Genomic DNA, 20,533 nt, shown 5'->3' with positions numbered 1-20,533 from the left:
AAGTCCCGCGCCGTCCCCGACCGTGTAGGATCGGTCCCGCTCCACGTCCGAGGGAATCCACCCGATGAGCGACACCCTGCGCATCCTGATCGCCGACGACCACCCGATGTTCCGGGCGGCGTTGCGCTTCGCGCTGGGCGAGATCGCGCCCGGCGCGGCGATGGTCGAGGTGTCCAGCCAGAGCGCGCTGGAGGCGGCGATCGCCAGCGGCGAGGAATTCGACCTGGCCATGCTCGACCTGATGATGCCCGGCGCGATGGGCTTCTCCTCGTTGGTATACGCGCGCGGCGAACGTCCCGAGCTGCCGGTGGTGATCATTTCCTCGAACGAACATCCGCGCACGATCCGCCGCGCCCAGCAGTTCGGCGCATCGGGCTTCGTGCCCAAGTCGGCGCCATCGACGGTACTGGCCGAAGCGGTCGAGGCGGTGCTCGCCGGCAAGATCTGGTTTCCGCCGCAGCAGGTCGAGCGCGACGAGGGCGACGCGCAACTCGCCGATCGCCTGGCCCAGCTCACTCCGCAGCAGATGCGGGTGCTGTTGCGACTGGCCGACGGCCTGCTCAACAAGCAGATCGCCTACGAGCTGTCGCTGGCGGAGAACACGGTCAAGATCCACGTCACCGCGATCCTGCGCAAACTCGGTTGCCATTCGCGCACGCAGGCGGCGGTGTTGGTGAAGGGGCTGTCGTTGGAAGACGACGCGGCGGGGTTGCACGACTAGGGCTCGCTGCGCGGTGGTCGAGGCCGCTGTCGGCGCGCTCGCAATCGGCGCTTTCGCTGAAGACAGTTCAGGGCGCGGCGTTTGCGCTGGCTGACACGAAAAGCGAATCCCCCGCGCACCGAACGCCACCCAGGATCGAACCCCGCCGGGCGCTCGCCCCCTTTTCCAAAGTGGGCGCCGGTTTCAGCCGAGGCTTCGTGCGAACAAATGCACGCACGCGCGATTCGGCCGGAACCCGCGCTTCCTTAGATACATGTGCTTGTCGACAATACGTATCCCGAGCGCTGGCGATTTCCCCACGCTATGGCCGTTGTCGTTGTCGTTGTCGTCGCTGTTGCCGTAGCTGTTGCCGTAGCCGTAGCCGTTGCTGTTGCTGTTCCCCCCTTTGTAAAAGGGGGGCAGGGGGGATTCGCTTTTGCTTCAACACAACGCGAAAAACCTGCCGCGCCAGCCGACTGCGCATCAACATCGCATCCGCGCATCCGCGCATCCGCGCAACGCGCAACGCGCAACGCGCATCGCGCATCGCGCAATCGCAACGCACACAAACCCAACCCGCCTAACCCTCAACCGCCCCGCATCACCATCCGCGTAACCAACGCCCGCAGCGCCGCCGGTTTCAGCGGCTTGGGCAGAAAACTCCACCCACGCTCGCCCGCGCGCGTGCGTAGCCCGGGATCGGCATCGGCCGACATCAGCACCACCGGCGGCATGCGTTTCCATTTGGCTTCCAACTGGGTGCCCAGTTCGAAGCCGGTGCTTTCGCCCAGCCGGTAATCGAGCAGCAACAGCTCCGGCATCGGCAGATGATCGGCATGGGTCAGCGCGCAAGCCGCGGTGGCGGCGGTCTCGACCCGGCAGCCCCAATCTTCGAGCAGATGTTGCGCGGCCTGGCGCGAATGCGGGTCGTCGTCGACCACCCACACCTGACGCTCATACAGCGGCGAGTCTTCTTCGCGATCGAGAGCGGTCAAGGGACCGTCCGGCGTCGCCGATGCCGGGCTCGGCGCGGCATCGTCGACCGCCGCGCTCGCATACGGCACCTCGACCGAGAACACGCTGCCGCGTCCCGGCCACGAACGCAGACCGATGCGATGGTCGAGCAACAGCGCGACTCGGCGCACGATCGCCAGTCCCAGCCCGGCGCCGCGCTGCGGCGCTTCCACGCCGGTGTCCAGGCGCTGGAATTCCTCGAAGATCAGCTCGCGCTTGTTCGGCGCGATGCCCGGCCCGGTGTCCCACACCTCAATGCGCACGCCATCGCGCAAGCGCCGCGCGCCGAGCACGATGCGGCCGTCGCGCGGGGTGAACTGCATCGCGTTGGACAGGAAGTTCTGCACGATCCGGCGCAGCAACACTTCGTCGCTGTCGACGATCGCGCTGCACGGCAGGCAATGCAGATGCAGGCCGCGCGATTCGGCCAGGATGCGGAACTGGCTTTCGATCGCGCTCAGCACGCGCGCCAGCGGCAATGCGCCGCGTTTGACTTCCAGCGCGCCCGATTCCAGCCGCGAAATATCCAGCAGGCTCGACAGGATGTCGTCCTGCGCGGCCAGCGCGGCCTCGATGTGATCGGTCAGCTCGCGGCCTTCGGCATCGACGCGCCGACGCAGCGACGACAGATACATGCGCGCCGCATTCAACGGCTGCAGCAGATCGTGGACCGCGGCGGCGACGAAGCGGGTCTTGGACCGGTTGGCGCGTTCGGCTTCGCCCTTGGCGCTTTGCAGGTCGCTGGTGCGTTGCTCGATGCCGCGTTCCAGGCTGTCGGCGAGCGTGCGCAGATCGCGCGCGGCCTGCTTGTACGCGGTGATGTCGGCGTAACTGGTGACGAAGCCGCCGTCGGGCATGGGATTGCCGCGGATCTCGATCACCGTGCCGTCGGGCCGCTCGCGTTCGTGCAGGTACGGCTGGCCACGCTGCAGGTGATCCAGGCGGCGGCGGATCGCGTCTTCCGGATCAGCGCCGAGCAGGCCGCGGCGCGCGTTGTAGCGGATCAGGTCTTCGATCGGACGGCCGACCTGCAGCAGGTCGGGCGGGTAACGGAACAGTTCGGCATAGCGCTGATTCCACGCGACCAGACGCAGTTCCGCGTCGACCACGCTGACGCCTTGCGGCAGATGCTCCAGGCTGTGGCCTTCGCCCAGGCTCGCCTGCCGCGCGGCCTGGACCACGCCGTCCTGCGCGTTGCGCAAGGCTTCGGCGTGATGCTCGACCATCTTCTCCAGTTCCTGCCGGCTGCGCAGTCGCAGCGCGGCGATGCGGTTGCGCTGCATCAGCAGCAGCACGACCGAGACCAGCAGCAGCCACGCGCCGGCCGCGACCGCGCGCGCGATCCACGCGGTGCGAATGCTCGGCGTGGTATCGCGCAGCAGATGCAAGGTCCAGTCCTCGCGCGGCAGATGCAGCGATTGCCACAGCATCGGTTCGCGCATCAGCGGATCGCGCAGGCGCACCACGCGCGCGCCGTCGCCGACTTCGCGCTCGACCCGGATCGTGGCCGGCCGCAGGGTCTGCCCCTGATACTGCCGGGTGCGCTGCAATTGCAGGTTCTGCGCCGGTGTCGGCGCCCGCAGCAGGCGATAGCGCCATTGCGGCTGCGCGGTCAGGAACACCACGCCGCTGGCGTCGCTGAGCAGGACCAGATCGCCGCGTTCGCTCCAGTCCGAGCGGATGTCCTCGAGTTCGACCTTGACCGCGACCGCGCCGACCGCGCCGCCGCGTTCGTCGTGGATCGCGCGGGCGATGAAATGGCCCGGCACATGCGTGGTCACGCCGATCGCGTAGAACTCGCCGGCGCCGTCGGTCATCGCCTTCTGGAAATACGGACGGAACGCATACGACTGTCCGACGTTGCTGTTGGGCAGGTCCCAGTTGCTCGCGGCGATGCCGATGCCCTTGCTGTCGATCAGGGTCAGGGTGCTGGTGCGGTTGGCGAAATTGAGCTGGACCAGGCGCTCGTTGGCGCGCTGGCGCTGAGTGCGATCGTCGGGATTGGCGAGCGTGGCGCGCAGTTGCGGATCCAGCGACAGCACCGCCGGCATGATCCGGTAACGGTCGATGTGCTGCTCGATCACCTGCGCGCGCTGGGCCAGCAGCGCGCGCGCTTCGCCGGCCTGGCGTTGCAGCGCCTGCGAATAGGCGATGCGTCCGGCGATCAGCATCGACAGCGCCACGCCGATCGCGATCAGGGCGATCCACAGGGCGGTTTGCAGCTGGCGGCGGTGGGGGATCACGGGTGGGACGGGAATCGGGAATCGAGAGTCGGGAGTCGGAAAAGCGCGTGCGACGCGATCTCGCGGACACGCTGAGAAGGACGTGAATGAGTTGAGCGGGGTGCAAGCATCGTGTTCTCCGGCGGCGGTGACCGAGCCCGACGTTGCATCGTCTGGATCAACGCAGTGCGCAATCCATCGTCGCCATCCGCTGCGGCAAAGTCAAAGCGCCTGCGAATCCCGGCTTTTCACGATTCCCGATTCCCCATTCCCGAATCCCGGCCGTTAAAACTGCAACTGCGCCCGAACCTCCATCACATCCGGATCCCCCGACAACAGCCCCTTGTCCGCCTTGACCTGCACCCAGTTGGCCTGGAATTTGAAGTGCGTGGTCAGATACCAGTTCACGCCCAGGGTCAGATCGCGCTGGCGGCCGCCGGCGATGCCGCCGTCGTCGAGATCGAGTTCGCCATAGCGCGCGAGCAGTTCGACCGCGCCATAGCCATGCGCCGGCTTGATGTTGGCGACGTTGTTGCCGGTGTAAGGCCGGGTTTCGCCGGTCAGCACCCAGCTGCCGGTTACGTAGTAACCGTCGGCGGTGAAATCGCGCGCGCCGTTTTCGCGCTGCGCGGTGGCGCGCAGGTACTCGGCCTGCACCGACCACGGGCCGTCGATCCACAACGCTTCCAGGCCGTTGCGCAGCACCTTGTCGGTGTTGCGCAGGCTGCCCGAATCGACCAGCCGCACCGCGGTCAGGCCGCTCATCGGCCGCGCGCGGAAGCGGGTCGACGGGCCGAAGTACGCGCCGCGTCCATCGGTGAAACCGTGCGGGTTCTCGACCGACGCGGTCAGGCCCAGATGCACGACATGGTCCTTGTCCTTGACCGGCGTCCACACCGCGCGGCCGGCCGCGGTGGTGCCGGGGTTGTCGCCCTGCAGGTCGTGGCCGAAGAAATACGCAGCGCTCACCGCGTAACGCGGCCGCTCCATCGACCATTCCACGCCGGTGCGGCGGGCCTGGTAGATCGCCTGCGACGCCGCCGACAATTCGATCATGCTGCCGCTGCGCGACGCCGCCACGCTCTCCATGCTGACCGGGGTCTTGAAGTAACCCACGCGCAGCTTGCCGTAGTCGGCGCCGAACAAGGCCTTGGTCTCCATGCGCAGGGCGACGTCGAGCCAGACCTTGGCTTCGAAATCGAACACCGCGGTGAAGTCGTACACATCCTTCTTCTTCAGGTTCACGCCGAACTCGCGGCGGCGGAAGTGGCCGTCGTCGGACAACGCGGTCGCGGCGGTGCCGTAGCCGTTGTCGCCGGAGAAATCGACCACGTCGTAGGCGACGTTGGCGGTGCCGGAAATCTCGGTGCCGTCGGCGAAGCTGTACTTGGTCGGCCAATCGTCGAAGTTGGCGGCGCGCGCGCCGCACGGCAGCGCGGCGGCGAGGATCGCGGCGGACAGCGCGAGGGCGAGGCGGTCGATACGGATCATCGGTCGGAACTCCAGGTCGTGACCGCCGTCCTGGCAGCAGGAAACCGCGCCGGGCGCAGCGCGTCCGGCTCGTGGTGATTGGGTTGGATGAGCCGGGCTGCTTGAACGGCCCGGCGAAACTTCCGCGGCGCTAGGTCAGGCGGCTTTATCGGCCAGCGGCGCGTGATGATCCGACGGCAGGTCGTCGTCGAGATCGGTCGCGCTTGGCGGATTGGCCAGTTCGTGATTGAGCTTGTCGCGGTCGAGCTCGTTTTCCCAACGCGCGACCACGATCGTCGCCACGCCGTTGCCGATGAAGTTGGTCAGCGCGCGCGCCTCGCTCATGAAGCGGTCGATGCCCAGGATCAGGGCCAGGCCCGCGACCGGCACCGACGGCACCACGGTCAAGGTCGCCGCCAGGGTGATGAAGCCCGCGCCGGTGACGCCGGACGCGCCCTTGGAGGTCAGCATCGCCACCATCAGCAAGGTCAGTTCCTGAGTCAGGGTCAGATCGACGCCGAGCGCCTGGGCGACGAAGATCGTCGCCATGGTCAGGTAGATGTTGGTGCCGTCGAGATTGAACGAATAGCCGCTGGGCACCACCAGGCCGACCACCGACTTGGAGCAGCCCAGGCGTTCGAGCTTGCGCATCAGCGGCACCAGCGCCGATTCCGACGACGAGGTGCCGAGCACCAGCAGCAGTTCGTCGCGGATGTAGCGGATGAAGCGCAGGATGCTGAAACCGGTGAAATGCGCGATCGAACCGAGCACGATCAGGATGAACAACGCGCAGGTCAGGTAGAAGCTGCCCATCAGCTTGGCCAGCGGGCCGAGCGAATCCACGCCGTACTTGCCGATGGTGAAGGCCATCGCCGCGCCGGCGCCGATCGGCGCGAGCTTCATGATCATGCTCATCATGCCGAAGAACACCTTCGACACCGCTTCGAGCAGGTCCATCACCTTCTCGCCGCTCTTGCCCATGTGCAGCAGGGCGAAGCCGAACAGCACCGCCATCAGCAGCACCTGCAGCAGGTCGCCGTTGCCGGTGAAGGCGTCGGTGAAGGTCTTGGGGATGATGTGCAGGATGAAATCGACGGTGCTCTGGTCCTTGGCCGCGGCGGCGTATTTCTCCACCGCGCTGGCGTCGAGGGTGGCCGGATCGACGTTGAAACCGGCGCCGGGCTTGAGCGTGTTGACCACCACCAGGCCGATCACCAGGGCGATGGTCGAGACCACTTCGAAATACACGATCGCCTTGACCCCCACGCGGCCGACCTTCTTGACGTCGGACACGCCGGCGATGCCGAGCACCACGGTCAGGAAGATGATCGGCGCGATCAGCATCTTGATCAGCGAGATGAAGCCGTCGCCGAGCGGCTTGAGCTTGACCGCGATGTCCGGGAAGTAATGACCGAACACGCCGCCGAGGACGATCGCGCCCAGCACCCACAGGTAGAAACGCGAACCGGACTTCTTCATGGGCGGGATTCCTGTACTGGAGCGACGGCGGAAAGGGTGGGGACGGGAGCTGGGTTCGCGCGCGCGACGGCGGGCATCAGTCGCGATCGATGGTCGAGTGCTTGCGCGTGTCGGGCATGAAGAAATAGACCAGCAGCGAGCAGGCGATGCAGGCGCTGACGTACCAGAAGAAACCGCTCTCCATGCCGTGTTGCTTGAACTGCAGGGCGATGATCTCGGCGGTGCCGCCGAACAGGGCGACGGTCAGCGCATACGGCAGGCCGACGCCGAGCGCGCGCACTTCGACCGGGAACAGTTCGGCCTTCACCACCGCGTTGATCGCGGTGTAGCCGCTGACCGCGCCGAGCAGCACCATGATCAGGAAGAACGCTTCCAGCGGCGTCTGCGCGTCGCGGATCCAGTGCATCACCGGCACGGTGAGCACCGCGCCGAGCACGCCGAACGCGATCAGCAGCGGGCGCCGGCCGATCCGGTCCGACAGCGCGCCGATCAGCGGCTGCAGCAGCATGTACACGAACAGGGTCGAGGCGTTGATCAAGGTCGCGGTCGATTCGCTGAAGCCCGCGCTCAGGCTGAGGAACTTCAGCATGTAGTTGGAATAGGTGTAGAACGCCAGCGTGCCGCCCATGGTCAGGCCGATCACGGTCAGCACCGCGCGCGGGTGCTGCATCAAGGTGCGCAGCGAGCCTTCCTTGCGCTGCGGCGTGTCGCTGGCCTTGAGCTTGGTGAACGACTCGGTCTCGTGCATGTTGCGGCGCAGGTACAGCGCGACCACCGCGGCGATCGCGCCGATCGCGAACGGAATGCGCCAGCCCCACGAGCGCAATTGCTCGTCGGTCAGCACGAACTGCTGCAGCACCACCAGCACCAGCACCGCCAGCAGCTGGCCCATGATCAAGGTGACGTAGAGGAAGCTCGACCAGAAGCCGCGGTGCTTGCTCGACGCCATTTCGCTCAGATACGTGGCCGAACTGCCGTATTCGCCGCCCACGCTCAGGCCCTGCATCAGGCGCGCGGCCAGCAGCAGGATCGGCGCGAACAGGCCGATGGTTTCGTAACCCGGGGTCAGGGTGATGATCAGCGAGCCCAGACACATCAACTGCACCGACAGCATCAGCGAAGCCTTGCGGCCGTGGCGGTCGGCGTAGCGGCCGAACACCCAGCCGCCGATCGGCCGCATCAGAAAACCCACCGCGAAGATCGCCGCGGTCTTGAGGTTCTGGCTGAGCTTGTCGCCGCTGGGGAAGAACACGTGGGAGAAGTACAGCGAGAACGAGGTGTAGACGTACCAGTCGTAGTACTCGACCAGGTTGCCGACCGAGCCGGAGAAGATCGATTTCAGACGTTGCCCGGGGCTCACGCTCGGGGCGCTGGGCACGGTGTCGGCGAGGGTGACGGCGCTCACGTTATGGCGGCTCCTGGAAAAGCGAATACTGACGATGCGAAGGCGGTGGTCGCGCTGGCCGTGCGACCGCAATGCCCGTGAACGCTTTGCGCGAATGGCTCGCGGCAGACGCGGGCGACGGCAAGGCGAGCGCGCGTCCCCGCGGTCGCCGCCGATAGTGGTCCCGACCGCGGCGGCGACCAATACCACCTTAGGGTTAGGGGGGCCGTTCATCCGCGCCGGTCCGCCATCAGCGCGTCATCTGCGCCGCCCATGCTTCTCCGGATTTTTGCCCGAACTTCCCCCGGAGATTGCAATGAAGTACCCCCTTGCCACGCCCGCGCTCGTGCTGGCGATCTGGACCGCGCTGGCGACCGCGCCCGTTCATGCCGATCCGCGCGAGGCCGCGCCCGCGCCCGAGACCGCGCTCGACGGCGCCGCGGGTGAAGCGGCGGGCCGCGATGCGACCACGCTCGACGCGGTGTCGGTGATCGGCATGGGCGAGACCCGCCAGGTGCAGCGGATCAAGCTGGCGGATATCGAAAAGCGCGCGCCGGGCACCAGCCCGCAGAAGATCCTCAACAAGCTGCCGGGCATCTCGGTGCAGTCCAACGACGCCTACGGCGCCAACGAGGAATCGCAGACCATCAGCCTGCGCGGCTTCAACCAGCGCCTGCTCGGCTACACCCTCGACGGCATTCCGCTCGGCGACAACAGCTACGGCAACTACAACGGCCTGGGCATCAGCCGCGCCTTGATCGGCGAGAACCTGGCCGGCGCGGAACTGGCCGCGGGCATCGGCTCGCTCGGCACCGCCTCGACCAGCAACCTCGGCGGCACCTTGCAGTATTTCTCCTCCGATCCGCACAGCGAATTCGGCCTGCGCCTTGCCCAGACCTTCGGCAGCGACAGCACCCGCCGCACCTATGCGCGCATGGACACTGGCGATCACGGCGGTTTCTCGATGTATCTGTCCGGTTCGCTGCTCAGCGCCGACATGTGGTCCAAGCCCGGCGACAACCAGGATCAGAACCAGGTCAACCTCAAGGCGCTGTATCAGTTCGGCGACGGCAACCGGATCAGCGCGTTCGTGTCGAGCGCGGAAACCAGCCAAGCCAACTTCGCCTACCTGTCCAAGGGTCTGCTGTCGCGCGGCTCGGGCTGGGACTGGAATCTGTACAAGCCCGACTGGCAGCGCGCGCTCGCCGCGGCGTACTGCGCGCCCAAGCCGTGGCCGGCGAACCAGCACCGCGCCGGCGATCCGCGCTGCGGCTTCAGCGGCCCCGCGGCGACCATCGACGATGCCTACTACGCCAGCCGCGCGCTGCGCACCGACCATCTGGCCGCGCTGGCCGGCGAGTTCAATCTCGGCGAAGGCCTGACGCTGAAATCGCAGGCCTATTACCACGACGACCGCGGCCAGGGCCATTGGTGGTCGCCGGGCAATTACTCGTATCCGAACACGCCCAAGGCGATCCCGATCTCGATCCGCAGCACCAACTACGGCATCAACCGCTATGGCGCGATGAGCTCGCTGGCCTGGGAAATCGGCAATCACCGCATCGAAGGCGGGTTCTGGTACGAGAGCAACCACCACGACGTGCAGCGCAATTTCTATTTCATCGAAGGCCCGGTCAACGACGACCGTTTCCTCAACGATCCCGACCGCCGCCTGTTCTTCCAGAAGTACCGCATCAACACCCGCCAAGCCTATCTGCAGGACACCATCAGCCTGCTCGACGGCCGCATGACCGTGGACGTCGGCGCCAAGAGCACCCAGGTCGACATGCGCGCGCGCCAGGTCGATCCGCGCGCGATGGAAGTGCCTAACGCGAGCGGGCGTCTGGAAACCAAGGACAGTTTCCTGCCGCAGCTCGGCGTCGGCTACAAACTCAGCGAAGGGCAGGAGCTGTTCGCCGCCTACACCGAAAACGTCGCGGCCTTCGTCGGCGGCGGCGCCGGCGGCCCGCTGGCGATCGGTCAGGCCGCGTTCGACGTGCAGAAGGCCAGCCTCAAGCCCGAATCGTCCAAGACCCTGGAAGCGGGCTATCGCCGCGTGGGCGAGACCTATCAGGCCTCTTTCAGCGTCTACAAGGTCAAGTTCGACAACCGCCTGCTGTCGCTGAACCCGTGTTCGAGCATCGAAGCCGGCACGCGGCCGGAGTGCGTCACCCAGTTCTTCAACGTCGGTTCGGTCGACAGTTTCGGCAGCGAGCTGGTCTTCATCTGGAAGCCTAATGCGCAGTTCGAGTGGTACAACGCGCTGTCGTGGAACAAGTCGACTTATCAGGACAATTACATCGACAGCGGCAAGGTCGTGCAGACCCGCGACAAGCGCGTGGTCGATGTGCCGGACAAGATGCTGTCGAGCGAGTTGAGCTATCGCAGCGGGCCGTGGCTGGCGAGTGTGAGCGGCAAGTACACCGGCAAGCGTTATTACACCTACACCAACGACAATGGGTTCGGTGGTTCGACTCAGTTCGACGCGGCCTTGCGTTACACCTTCGAACCGGTGGGGCCGTTGCGGCAGTGGTCGATTGCGCTTAATGGCAGCAATCTCACCGACAAGCGTACGGCCAGCAATCTGACGGCGTTCAGCGCCTCGGATCCGCAGGGGAAGACGTTTGCGTTTCATGCCAATGCGCCGCGACAGGTGTTTTTGACGATTGATGCGCAGTTTTGATTGGTCGGGTGATTGGCTGAAGGATGCTGGCTGATTGCGTGGGGTTACGAATGTGTCGCGACCTGCGGCGTGGGCGGGGTGGCGCGGTCGCGGCTCGCGCCGCTCCTACAGGTAGGCCATGTGGCTTGGGCTTGAAGCCGCGCAGTTCATCCAGCGCTGCGAAGCCACTGACTCGCGATAGCAACAGCACACCCGAAGGGCGACGCGCATGGATGCGCGTCGCGCGCCACCGGGACATGGATGTCCCGTGTGGCGCGTGCCTGCGTCTGCTCCGAACTTGCGGGCACTTGATTCAAAGAAAAGCATTTTTCTTTGGTTACCTTTCTTTTGTTGCTTTAGACAAAAGAAAGTGACCCGCCGCTTTAGCGGCGGAAGCTTTTGATCCTGCTTGCAGCTTTAAAGGCTTTAAAGCACTGAAGCTCCAGAGCTTTGAAGCCAAAGGCAAGATCAACAGCTTTCGTCCGCAAGCGGCCGAGTTACTTTCTTTTGTCAAAAGCGACAAAAGAAAGGTAACCAAAGAAAAACGCTTTTCTGTGAATCAAGGGCCCGCGCGATCGGTGCTTCCGCGGGCATGCGCCACACGGGACATCCTGTCCCGGTGGCGCACGGCGCACATCCATGTGCGCCGCCCTTCGGGTGTCCTCTTGTTCTCGCGAGTTCCGAGCCTCGCAGCGCTGGATGAACTGCGCGACTTCAAGCAAAAGCCGCATGGCCTACCTGTAGGAGCGGCGCGAGCCGCGACCGCGCCAACCCAATTACGGCGCAAGGCGCACCCCCTTTTGCAAAGGGGCGATGATTTTCGCTTGCCCTGGGGCCGCGACTCCCGAATTCCCGGTTCCCAATCCCCAATCCCCAATCCCCAATCCCCAATCCCATCCCCTCACACCTTGCCAACACCCCAGCCTCTAGACCATGGTCGTAACGCATCCCGCCGAAGGCTGGTCTAGCCTGCCGACGGTAGCCCACCGGTCCTGCGAGGCAGCCGCATGCGTGACGAGTCCTACCAAGCCTTCCATCGCCGCTCGATCGAGCAGCCCGAAGCGTTCTGGGCCGAGCAGGCGCAGGCGATCCACTGGCATAAGCCGCCGCGGACCATTCTCGATTACTCCCGTCCGCCGTTCCGCAAATGGTTCGCCGGCGGCGAAACCAATCTTTGCTACAACGCGATCGACCGCCATCTGGACGAGCGCGGCGATCAGCTCGCGCTGGTGGCGATTTCCAGCGAGACCGGCCAGACCGTCGAGCTGAGCTATCGCGAACTGCACCGCGAGGTGAACACCTTCGCCGCCGTGCTCAAGTCGCTGGACGTGGGTCGCGGCGATCGGGTGGTGATCTACATGCCGAACATGGCCGAGGCGGTGTTCGCGATGCTGGCCTGCGCGCGCATCGGCGCGGTGCATTCGGTGGTGTTCGGCGGGTTCGCCGCGCATAACCTGGCGCTGCGCATCGAGGATGCCACGCCCAAACTGCTGATCTGCGCCGATGCGGGCATGCGCGGCGGCAAGGTCATCGCTTACAAGCCGCTGGTCGATGCGGCCTGCGAGGAAGCGCAATCGCCGCCGCCGCACGTGCTGGTCGTCGGCCGCGGCCTCGACCCCGATCACGCCATCGTCGCCGGTCGAGATCTCGATTACGCGACCTTGCGCGCGCGCCACGACGGCGAGCAAGTCGCGGTCGAATGGCTCGAATCCAACGAACCCAGCTACCTGCTGTACACCTCCGGCACCACCGGCAAACCCAAGGGCGTGCAGCGCGATGTCGGCGGCTACGCGGTGGCGCTGGCGCTGTCGATGTGGTCGATCTACGACATTCGCGCAGGACAAGTGATGTTCTCGACTTCCGACGTGGGCTGGGCGGTCGGCCATTCCTACAACGTCTACGGGCCGCTGATCGCCGGCGCCACCTCGGTGTTGTACGAAGGCCTGCCGACGAATCCCGACCCCGGCATCTGGTGGCGCATCTGCGAGCAATACGGCGTGCGCACGATGTTTTCCTCGCCGACCGGCATCCGCGTGCTGAAGAAGCAGGACACCGCGTGGTTGAAGAAACACGACCTGTCGCAACTGCGCTGGTTGTTCCTGGCCGGCGAGCCGCTCGACGAACCGACCGCGCACTGGATCACCGACGGCATCGGCAAGACCATCATCGACAACTACTGGCAGACCGAAACCGGATGGCCGGTGCTGTCGCTGATGCCGGGCCTGGACCTGCAACCGGTGAAATTCGGTTCGCCCGGCCTGCCCACGCCGGGCTATCACCTGCGGGTGATCGACGAAGCCACCGGCCTGGACGCCGGACCGAACGAGAAGGGCGTGCTGGTGATCGTGCCGCCGCTGCCGCCGGGCTGCATGACCACGGTGTGGAACGACGACGCGCGCTTCCTGTCGAGCTATTTCAGCCATTTCAAGGAACTGCTGTACAGCTCGCTGGACTGGGCGATCCGCGACGACGACGGCTACACCTTCATCCTCGGTCGCACCGACGACGTGATCAACGTCGCCGGCCATCGCCTGGGCACGCGCGAGATCGAGGAATCGGTGGCCAGTTACAGCGGCGTCGCCGAAGCGGCGGTGATCGGCGTTCACGACGAACTCAAGGGCCAGGTGCCGGTGGTGTTCGCCACGCTCAAGCCCAGCGGCGAGCAGAACCCGGCGCTGGCCGCCGCGGCGATGCAGCAATGCGTGGTGCAACAGCTGGGTGCGCTGGCGCGGCCGGCGCGGGTGTATGTGGTCAACGCGCTGCCCAAGACCCGCTCGGGCAAGTTGCTGCGGCGCTCGATCCAGGCCCTGGCCGAAGACCGCGACCCGGGTGATCTGTCCACCCTCGACGATCCGGCCGCGCTGGACGAAGTCCGCCGCGCGCTCGATCGCGGCGCCGACGCGGGCAGCTGAGCCGCGCCGGCAGCTGACTCACGCCCGATCACCAAATGTGCGCATTGACGAAATTTTCCCGTGATCGCGTTAGCATCGTCCACGGCATGCGGGCGCGGCCCGCGGTGAAACGGCAGGCGAACACGCTATGCAGCACGACACACAGGACGACGAAGCACCGGGCTGGAGCGCGATCGATCGCGCGCTCAACCGGATCTATTCGCGCCAGGAGCCCAAGCACTACGGCACCGTGATCGGTTTCGCGCTCGGCGGCAACGATCCCTTGTCGGGCATCAGCGCCTACAAGCGCATCGCTCCGGTGCCGCACTGGCATTTCATCACCTATGGTTTCAGCGAGCTGTATGCGAAGGAATCCGACGATCCCGAACGCAGCGGTTACGGTTTCGAACTGACCTTCCGCCTGGCCGATCCGGAGGACAGCGAGGATCCGCCGACCTGGGTGCTCAACTTCCTGCAGAACCTGGCGCGTTACGTGTTCAAGACCGGCAACGCCTTCGAGTCCGGGCATTACCTCAACGCCAACGGCCCGATCGCCGCCGACACCGACAGCGCGATCCGCGCGGTGGCCTTCGTCGAAGATCCGGAATTGCCGCCGATCGACACGCTCAACGGGCGCGTGGATTTCCTGCAGGTGGTCGGCCTGACCAACGAAGAGGAATTCGCGCTCAAGCGATGGTCGACCTTGAAGGTGCTGGAGGTCTTCCGGGACTTCCTGCCTTTGTGGGTCACCGACATCGAGCGCGGTTCGCTGCTGGCCGACGAAGACGTGGCGGCGCGGCTGGCCGAGGGATCGGCGCGCGAGGGTTCGTCGACCGGCATGCTGTTCACCGATCAGCTCGGCTGGGAGCAGCACAAGCGTTTGCTGCGCTCGCCGACCACGCAGATCACCCTCGGCGCTAATCAGGTCGGCGAACTGCTCGCGCTGTTGCCGTTGCGGCTGCGCTTCGGTGCGGATTTCTACTTCATCGGCAAGGAACAGCGCATCGTGTTCGAGCCCGCGCAGCGCTGCAGCGCGGAAGCGATCGAGGAATCCTTGCATCTGCGGCTCAACGATCAGGCCTTGCGCAGCCTGGTCTCGCGCCTGCGCGCGCAGGCCGGCAGCTACGAGATCGAAGGCTTTCCGGCCTTGCAGGTCGAGGTCAAGCAAACGCATATCCGCGACCAGGACGGCAATATCGTTCGCACCATCGGCTGAATCGGCCGGTTGAACCGGCGCGCTAAGCCGCGCATGCGACGGCGCGCGGTGTCGGTGTCGCCGACTGCATCGCCGCGATGCGACGGCGCGGGCAGGGCAGGGATCGGCCCCCGGCCCGCCATGGGCTTGCTGGCGAGCGCTCGATACTCCACCCGATGGTTCGCGGCTGGAACCGCGGCGTTGTGCCTGATCGGCTGATTCGCCGACCGTTTCGCCGACCCGGTCGCTGTTCGCTTCCGGACCGGTCGCGTTCAGCCGCCCGCGACGTCATCGGCCGGTCCGCGCCGCGGGTTAAAATATCTGGATCGCCCCCGACCGGGCCCCCGGAGCTTGAAGATGAGCCACCACTCCGCCGGCGCGAAGTTCCGCGCCGCGCTCGCCGAAGAATCGCCGCTGCAGGTCATCGGCGCGATCAACGCCAATCACGCGCTGCTGGCCAAGCGCGCCGGTTACCGCGCCATCTACCTGTCCGGCGGCGGCGTCGCCGCGGGCTCGCTGGGGCTGCCGGACCTGGGCATCAACACGCTCGAGGACGTGCTGGTCGACGTGCGCCGCATCACCGACGTGTGCGACCTGCCGTTGCTGGTCGACATCGACACCGGCTTCGGCCCGAGCGCGTTCAACATCGAGCGCACGGTCAAGTCGCTGATCAAGGCCGGCGCGGCCGCCTGCCACATCGAGGATCAGGTCGGCGCCAAGCGCTGCGGCCATCGTCCGGGCAAGGAAATCGTCAGCGCCGGCGAAATGGCCGATCGCGTTAAAGCCGCGGCCGACGCCAAGACCGATCCGGACTTCTTCCTGATCGCGCGCACCGACGCGATCGCGGTCGACGGCGTGGACGCCGCGATCGAACGCGCCATCGCCTGCGTGGAAGCCGGCGCCGACGGCATCTTCGCCGAGGCCGCTTACGACCTGCCGACCTACCGCCGCTTCGTCGATGCGGTGAAGGTGCCGGTGCTGGCCAACATCACCGAATTCGGCCAGACCCCGTTGTTCACCCGCGACGAACTGGCCTCGGCCGGCGTGGCGATCCAGCTGTTCCCGCTGTCGGCGTTCCGCGCGATGAACAAGGCCGCCGAGAACGTGTACCAGTCGATCCGTCGCGATGGCCATCAGAAGAACGTGGTCGACACGATGCAGACGCGCGAGGAGTTGTACGACCGCATTGGGTATCACGCGTTCGAGGGAAAACTGGACGCGTTGTTCGCCAAGAAAAGCGGGTGATCTGATTTTTCCTTCTTCCGCGTGGCGTGGAAGGTGGCCTGAAGGGCCGGGCGCTCCGAAGGACGCACCCTTAGGGTGTGAGGGCATTTGAAACTTCAAGCCATCGACGTAGCCAGAAGTCGCGTGCCCTCACCCTCGCCCTCTCCCACACGCGGGAGAGGGAATGGAACGAAGGAATTTGTTTGAACGCTCGAGATTTTCCTTCTCCCGCTTGCGGGAGAAGGTGGCCGACAGGCCGGATGAGGGCAGGTGAAACTTCAAGCCATCGACGTAGCCAGAAGTCGCGCGCCCTCACCCTTGCCCTCTCCCGCAAGCGGGAGAGGGAATGGAACGAAGGAATTTGTTTGAACGCTTGAGATTTTCCTTCTTCCGCTTGCGGGAGAAGGTGGCCGACAGGCCGGATGAGGGCGCACGAAACTTCATGCCAGCGATGCAAGCCGGAATTCGCGCGCCCTCGCCCTTGCCCTCTCCCGCAGGCGGGAGAGGGAAATAGGAATAAAAGACAACTTTATTGAGGAAGGACCATGAGCGACACGCAACAGACCCTGCCCAAGCCCAAGAAATCCGTCGCCCTGAGCGGCACCGCCGCGGGCAATACCGCGCTGTGCACCGTCGGCCGCAGCGGCAACGATCTGCATTACCGCGGCTACGACATCCACGATCTGGCGACCAAGTCGACCTTCGAGGAAGTCTCGCACCTGTTGGTCCACGGCGTGCTGCCGACCGCCTCGCAGCTCAAGGCGTACAAGACCAAGCTCAAGCGCCTGCGCGGCCTGCCGGCGATCGTCACCGACGCGCTCGAACTCGTCCCCGCCAACGCGCATCCGATGGACGTGCTGCGCACCGGCTGTTCGGTGCTCGGCACCGTGCTGCCCGAACGCGAAGGCCATCCGGCCAGCGAAGCGCGCGACATCGCCGACCGCCTGATCGCCAGCTTCGGTTCCATGCTGCTGTACTGGTGGCATTTCACCCGCAACGGCCGCCGCATCGATTGCGAAACCGACGACGACTCGGTCGCCGCGCACTTCCTGCACCTGCTGCACGGCGAACCGCCGAGCCAGCTGCTGGCCGATTCGCTGGACAAGTCGTTGATCCTCTACGCCGAGCACGAGTTCAACGCGAGCACGTTCACCGCGCGCGTCATCGCCGGCACCGGCTCGGACCTGCATTCGTGCATCACCGGCGCGATCGGCGCGCTGCGCGGTCCCAAGCACGGCGGCGCCAACGAAGTCGCCATGGACATCATCTCGCGCTACAACAGCGCCGATGAGGCCGAGGCCGACATCCGCGCGCGCGTGGAGCGCAAGGAAATCGTGATCGGCTTCGGCCACCCGGTCTACACCACCGGCGATCCGCGCAATCCGATCATCAAGGAAATCTCGCGCGCGCTGTGCAAGGATGGCGGCAATCAGGTCCTGTTCGACGTCAGCGAACGCATCGAGACCTTGATGTGGGACAGCAAGAAGATGTTCCCGAACCTGGATTGGTACTCGGCGTCGGCCTATCACATGATGGGCATCCCGACCCCGATGTTCACCCCGCTGTTCGTGATCGCGCGCACCACCGGCTGGAGCGCGCACGTGATCGAGCAGCGCGAGGACGGCAAGATCATCCGCCCGAGCGCGAACTACACCGGGCCGGAAGATCGCGCCTACGTGCCGATCGAGCAGCGCTGACGGCGCGCCGGCCGCATCGCCACGCGCGATGCGGCGCGGCGGTAAAACGCAGGAAGCAAGGCAAAAAGGCCAGGCGATCGCCTGGCCTTTTTCGTGCATCCGACCTTTGCAGGTTGACGTATTTCCGTTTACGACTAACGTCGAATACGACACAGAAACGTCATGGAGTCACATGTCATGATCCGCTGCCAGCCGGGAGAACGACGGCGCTGGCCGAGCGCGCGAGCGTAGCGAAGTCTGCAGTCAACGCAGCCGATGCCTGCGGTCCGCGACGTTCGCAGTGCGGTCGGATTCACTACGAGGGATAGCCATGCGCGACAGCGATCTGCCGGTCAAAACGAACGACGGCCGCGATGAGATCCAGCACCGCTCGCGCAAATTGCCGCCGGTCCTGCGTTCGATCCTGTTGATCGTCGACGGCGAGCGCAGCGTGCGTCATCTGCGCGATCTGATCGCCAGCCTGCATGGGCCGGCCGATGCGCTGGAGCAGCTCGAAAGCTTGGGCTTGATCGCGTCCTCGGCGGCGGTCGCGGCCACGGTGAGCGCGCATGCGCCGACGCCGGGCATGGCGTTCGCGTTGCCGGTCGCCGCGCCGGTGGATACCGCGCAGCGGTATCAGACCCTGTACACGCTGATGAGCGAAACCGTGCGCGAGCATCTGGGGCTGCGCGGGTATTTTCTGCAGCTCAAGATCGAGCGTTGTTCGAACAGCGAGGAACTCGGCGAGGTGTTGCCGGAGTTGAGCGCGGCGCTGGCGAAGGCGCGCAAGGACGATATTGCCGCGGAGATCGAGGCTCGGTTTTCCGCCGGGACTTGAGCTTGCGGGGTTGTGTCTTGGGGCTTCGATCCAGTCAGTGAGACCGGCGCGGTGGGTCAGGTTGCGCGGTCGCAGCTTACGCAGCTCCTACTGGGGGCTGTCGATGTTTCGCTCTGTCTGAAGAATGCGCTGCTTGCGTAGCGGCTTGATCGAGCGCGGCTTGTTTGTCGCGGACTTGTGAGCCGCGACTGACGACGCTATGCGATGTGGCGTGCGCAGTTCGTACTAGAAGTCTTGGCATCGCATCGAGCGTCCGCCCGATGCGATGACGCGTGCTACGAGGCGGCGAACGTCGCGCCCCGTAGCGATCGTGCTGTTCGCGCTTACTGCAGGCCTTCGGCCTTCAACGCCGCTTGCACGCCGGCATCGGCTTCCATGCGGCGCTTGAACGCGGCCAGGTGTTCGTAGCCCGACATGTCGACGCCGACCGCGTCGGCCCAGCGCAGGGTGATGTAGAGATACGGATCGGCGTAACTGCGGAAACCGGCGAGCCATTCGCGATCGGCCAGACGCTGATCGGCCGTGGCGTACAGCGCGCGCACGCGTTCGCGCGCGTGCTGGCGCACGGTGTCGGCCTGGGCGGGATCGGGATGGAATGCGCCGGGTCCGAAGATCGGCTTGAACGCCGGATGCAGATCGGAATTGACGAAGGCGAGCCAGCGCGCGGCTTCGGCGTGCTGTTGCGCGCTGCCGTCGCCGCTCAGATGCGCGTGCGGAAACTTGTCCGCGATGTAGCCCATGATCGCGCTGTTCTGATTCAACACGAAATCGCCGTCGACCACCGCCGGCACCGCGCCGGTTGGGTTGATCGCGAGGTAGGCCGGGGCCTTCATCGTGTCCTTGTCCATCACTTCGACTTCAAACGCGCCGCCGGTCCACTGCAACGCGATATGGTCGGCGGTCGAACACGCGCCGGGCTTGCTGTAGAGCTTCATGTGTTGCCCCTTTGGTAGGAAAGCCGCCGACTATCGCCGGCTTCGGGGCTATGCTCAAGCAATCGGGTGCAACGATGCGTTACGGCTCGACGGAATAGGAAATAGGGACTTGGGAATCGCAACAGCAAGAGCGGTTTGACTGCTTCTACGATTCCCGACTCTCGATTCCCGATTCCCGGCCCGATCAACCCCGCCGCGACTTGAGCTTCTGCACCTTATAGAAGGTGTGATCGCCGATGGTCGCGACCTGGTACGCGTTGCGCCACGACGGGCTGGCGATCGCGTGGGCGGCGAAGTGACTCGCACCCGGCACGATTTCCTTGCGCTTGCCCTCGGGCAGCGCCCAGTTGCGTTCGGCCGCCAGCGCGACGTTGACCGATTCGGTCCACGCTTCGCTGTTGCTCAGGCGGGTGCCCGGCGACACCAGGGTCGGGGCGAACTGCTTGTTGGCGGTCACCACCGAGCAGACGGTATCGCCCCACAGGCCGCTGTCGCGGCGGCGCAGGGCGACCTCGGCGACGGCTTGCTGGCCGCGCAGGGACTGGTCGCGGGCTTCCAGGTACACGGTGGTGCTCAAACACAGCGAATCGGCGGTTTGCGGCGGCAACACAGATGCCAACCACAGGATCCAAGCCAGTTTCATATGACTCCTTGCTCCGTTGCGTCGGCCGCACGGGGTCTTCGATCTCCCCAACGGGAGAGCGGGACAGCCGTGAGCTGACATGGCGTACTGGGGAGGGCAGCGGCTCTAGCGGCGCGCTTTTGCCCCGTCATCGGGCCGGGGGCGAATGGGCGCCCGGAGCGATGGTGGGTGCCGCCTCTGCAGGGGGCGGCGGAAAAGTT

At 65.6% G+C, this 20,533-nt stretch carries 13 protein-coding genes; 7 read left to right on the top strand and 6 right to left on the bottom strand.

Annotation, left to right across the window (positions count from 1 at the left end):
• Positions 1-64: 64 nt before the first annotated feature.
• Positions 65-721, top strand: a complete 657-nt coding sequence (locus IEQ11_RS17955) for a LuxR C-terminal-related transcriptional regulator (protein WP_057922299.1) — start codon at positions 65-67, stop codon at positions 719-721.
• A gap of 566 nt (positions 722-1,287) precedes the next feature.
• Here the strand turns inward: IEQ11_RS17955 and IEQ11_RS17950 are convergent.
• The 4 genes from IEQ11_RS17950 to IEQ11_RS17935 form a co-directional block, all read right to left on the bottom strand.
• Positions 1,288-3,957, bottom strand: coding sequence for a hybrid sensor histidine kinase/response regulator (locus IEQ11_RS17950; protein ID WP_247024590.1), 2,670 nt, complete (start codon positions 3,955-3,957; stop codon positions 1,288-1,290).
• A gap of 264 nt (positions 3,958-4,221) precedes the next feature.
• Positions 4,222-5,424, bottom strand: coding sequence for an OprO/OprP family phosphate-selective porin (locus IEQ11_RS17945; RefSeq protein ID WP_191823407.1), 1,203 nt, complete (start codon positions 5,422-5,424; stop codon positions 4,222-4,224).
• Positions 5,425-5,562: 138 nt separating this feature from the next.
• The gene (locus tag IEQ11_RS17940) at positions 5,563-6,885 is read right to left on the bottom strand and encodes a dicarboxylate/amino acid:cation symporter (protein ID WP_046657624.1); all 1,323 of its coding nucleotides are present in this window, start codon (positions 6,883-6,885) and stop codon (positions 5,563-5,565) included.
• Between the two features lie 76 nt (positions 6,886-6,961).
• Positions 6,962-8,290, bottom strand: coding sequence for an MFS transporter (locus tag IEQ11_RS17935; protein WP_046657623.1), 1,329 nt, complete (start codon positions 8,288-8,290; stop codon positions 6,962-6,964).
• A gap of 295 nt (positions 8,291-8,585) precedes the next feature.
• Between IEQ11_RS17935 and IEQ11_RS17930 the strand changes: the two genes are divergently transcribed.
• The 6 genes from IEQ11_RS17930 (at position 8,586) to IEQ11_RS17905 (ending at position 18,755) form a co-directional block, all read left to right on the top strand.
• Positions 8,586-10,952 carry a TonB-dependent receptor gene (locus IEQ11_RS17930; RefSeq protein WP_191823396.1) on the top strand — a complete coding sequence of 789 codons (2,367 nt, stop codon included), beginning with the start codon at positions 8,586-8,588 and terminating at the stop codon, positions 10,950-10,952.
• A 986-nt stretch (positions 10,953-11,938) separates the two neighbouring features.
• Positions 11,939-13,843, top strand: a complete 1,905-nt coding sequence (gene prpE / locus IEQ11_RS17925) for a propionate--CoA ligase (protein ID WP_191823624.1) — start codon at positions 11,939-11,941, stop codon at positions 13,841-13,843.
• 127 nt (positions 13,844-13,970) lie between these two features.
• Positions 13,971-15,038, top strand: a complete 1,068-nt coding sequence (locus IEQ11_RS17920; RefSeq protein WP_191823623.1) for a suppressor of fused domain protein — start codon at positions 13,971-13,973, stop codon at positions 15,036-15,038.
• A 336-nt stretch (positions 15,039-15,374) separates the two neighbouring features.
• Positions 15,375-16,262, top strand: a complete 888-nt coding sequence (gene prpB, locus IEQ11_RS17915) for a methylisocitrate lyase (protein ID WP_036114723.1) — start codon at positions 15,375-15,377, stop codon at positions 16,260-16,262.
• Between the two features lie 524 nt (positions 16,263-16,786).
• Complete coding sequence (gene prpC, locus IEQ11_RS17910) at positions 16,787-17,938, top strand: bifunctional 2-methylcitrate synthase/citrate synthase (protein ID WP_191823622.1); 1,152 nt, start codon at positions 16,787-16,789, stop codon at positions 17,936-17,938.
• A gap of 310 nt (positions 17,939-18,248) precedes the next feature.
• A complete protein-coding gene (locus tag IEQ11_RS17905) occupies positions 18,249-18,755 on the top strand; it encodes a hypothetical protein (protein ID WP_036114719.1) in 507 nt (168 codons plus the stop codon).
• 323 nt (positions 18,756-19,078) lie between these two features.
• Here the strand turns inward: IEQ11_RS17905 and IEQ11_RS17900 are convergent, their stop codons facing one another.
• Together IEQ11_RS17900 and IEQ11_RS17895 are read right to left on the bottom strand one after the other, a co-directional pair.
• On the bottom strand, positions 19,079-19,690 hold the full coding sequence (locus IEQ11_RS17900; RefSeq protein WP_191823621.1) for a glutathione S-transferase N-terminal domain-containing protein: 612 nt from the start codon (positions 19,688-19,690) through the stop codon (positions 19,079-19,081).
• Positions 19,691-19,874: 184 nt separating this feature from the next.
• Positions 19,875-20,333 (bottom strand): cell wall hydrolase, encoded by a 459-nt coding sequence (locus IEQ11_RS17895; RefSeq protein WP_036114714.1) that lies wholly within the window; start codon positions 20,331-20,333, stop codon positions 19,875-19,877.
• Positions 20,334-20,533 lie beyond the last annotated feature (200 nt).

The organism is Lysobacter capsici (assembly GCF_014779555.2).
GTDB lineage: Bacteria > Pseudomonadota > Gammaproteobacteria > Xanthomonadales > Xanthomonadaceae > Lysobacter > Lysobacter capsici.
Note: the sequence above shows the minus strand (reverse complement) of the source record. Positions and strands in the feature narration are given on the sequence as shown.

Excerpts from the sequence above, each read along its gene's own strand:
- IEQ11_RS17930 (WP_191823396.1), top strand. The coding sequence starts at position 8,586 with ATGAAGTACCCCCTTGCCACGCCCGCGCTCGTGCTGGCGATCTGGACC.
- IEQ11_RS17900 (WP_191823621.1), bottom strand. The coding sequence starts at position 19,690 with ATGAAGCTCTACAGCAAGCCCGGCGCGTGTTCGACCGCCGACCATATC.
- prpE (WP_191823624.1), top strand. The coding sequence starts at position 11,939 with ATGCGTGACGAGTCCTACCAAGCCTTCCATCGCCGCTCGATCGAGCAG.
- prpB (WP_036114723.1), top strand. The coding sequence starts at position 15,375 with ATGAGCCACCACTCCGCCGGCGCGAAGTTCCGCGCCGCGCTCGCCGAA.
- prpC (WP_191823622.1), top strand. The coding sequence starts at position 16,787 with ATGAGCGACACGCAACAGACCCTGCCCAAGCCCAAGAAATCCGTCGCC.
- IEQ11_RS17920 (WP_191823623.1), top strand. The coding sequence starts at position 13,971 with ATGCAGCACGACACACAGGACGACGAAGCACCGGGCTGGAGCGCGATC.
- IEQ11_RS17955 (WP_057922299.1), top strand. The coding sequence starts at position 65 with ATGAGCGACACCCTGCGCATCCTGATCGCCGACGACCACCCGATGTTC.
- IEQ11_RS17940 (WP_046657624.1), bottom strand. The coding sequence starts at position 6,885 with ATGAAGAAGTCCGGTTCGCGTTTCTACCTGTGGGTGCTGGGCGCGATC.
- IEQ11_RS17905 (WP_036114719.1), top strand. The coding sequence starts at position 18,249 with ATGCGCGACAGCGATCTGCCGGTCAAAACGAACGACGGCCGCGATGAG.
- IEQ11_RS17895 (WP_036114714.1), bottom strand. The coding sequence starts at position 20,333 with ATGAAACTGGCTTGGATCCTGTGGTTGGCATCTGTGTTGCCGCCGCAA.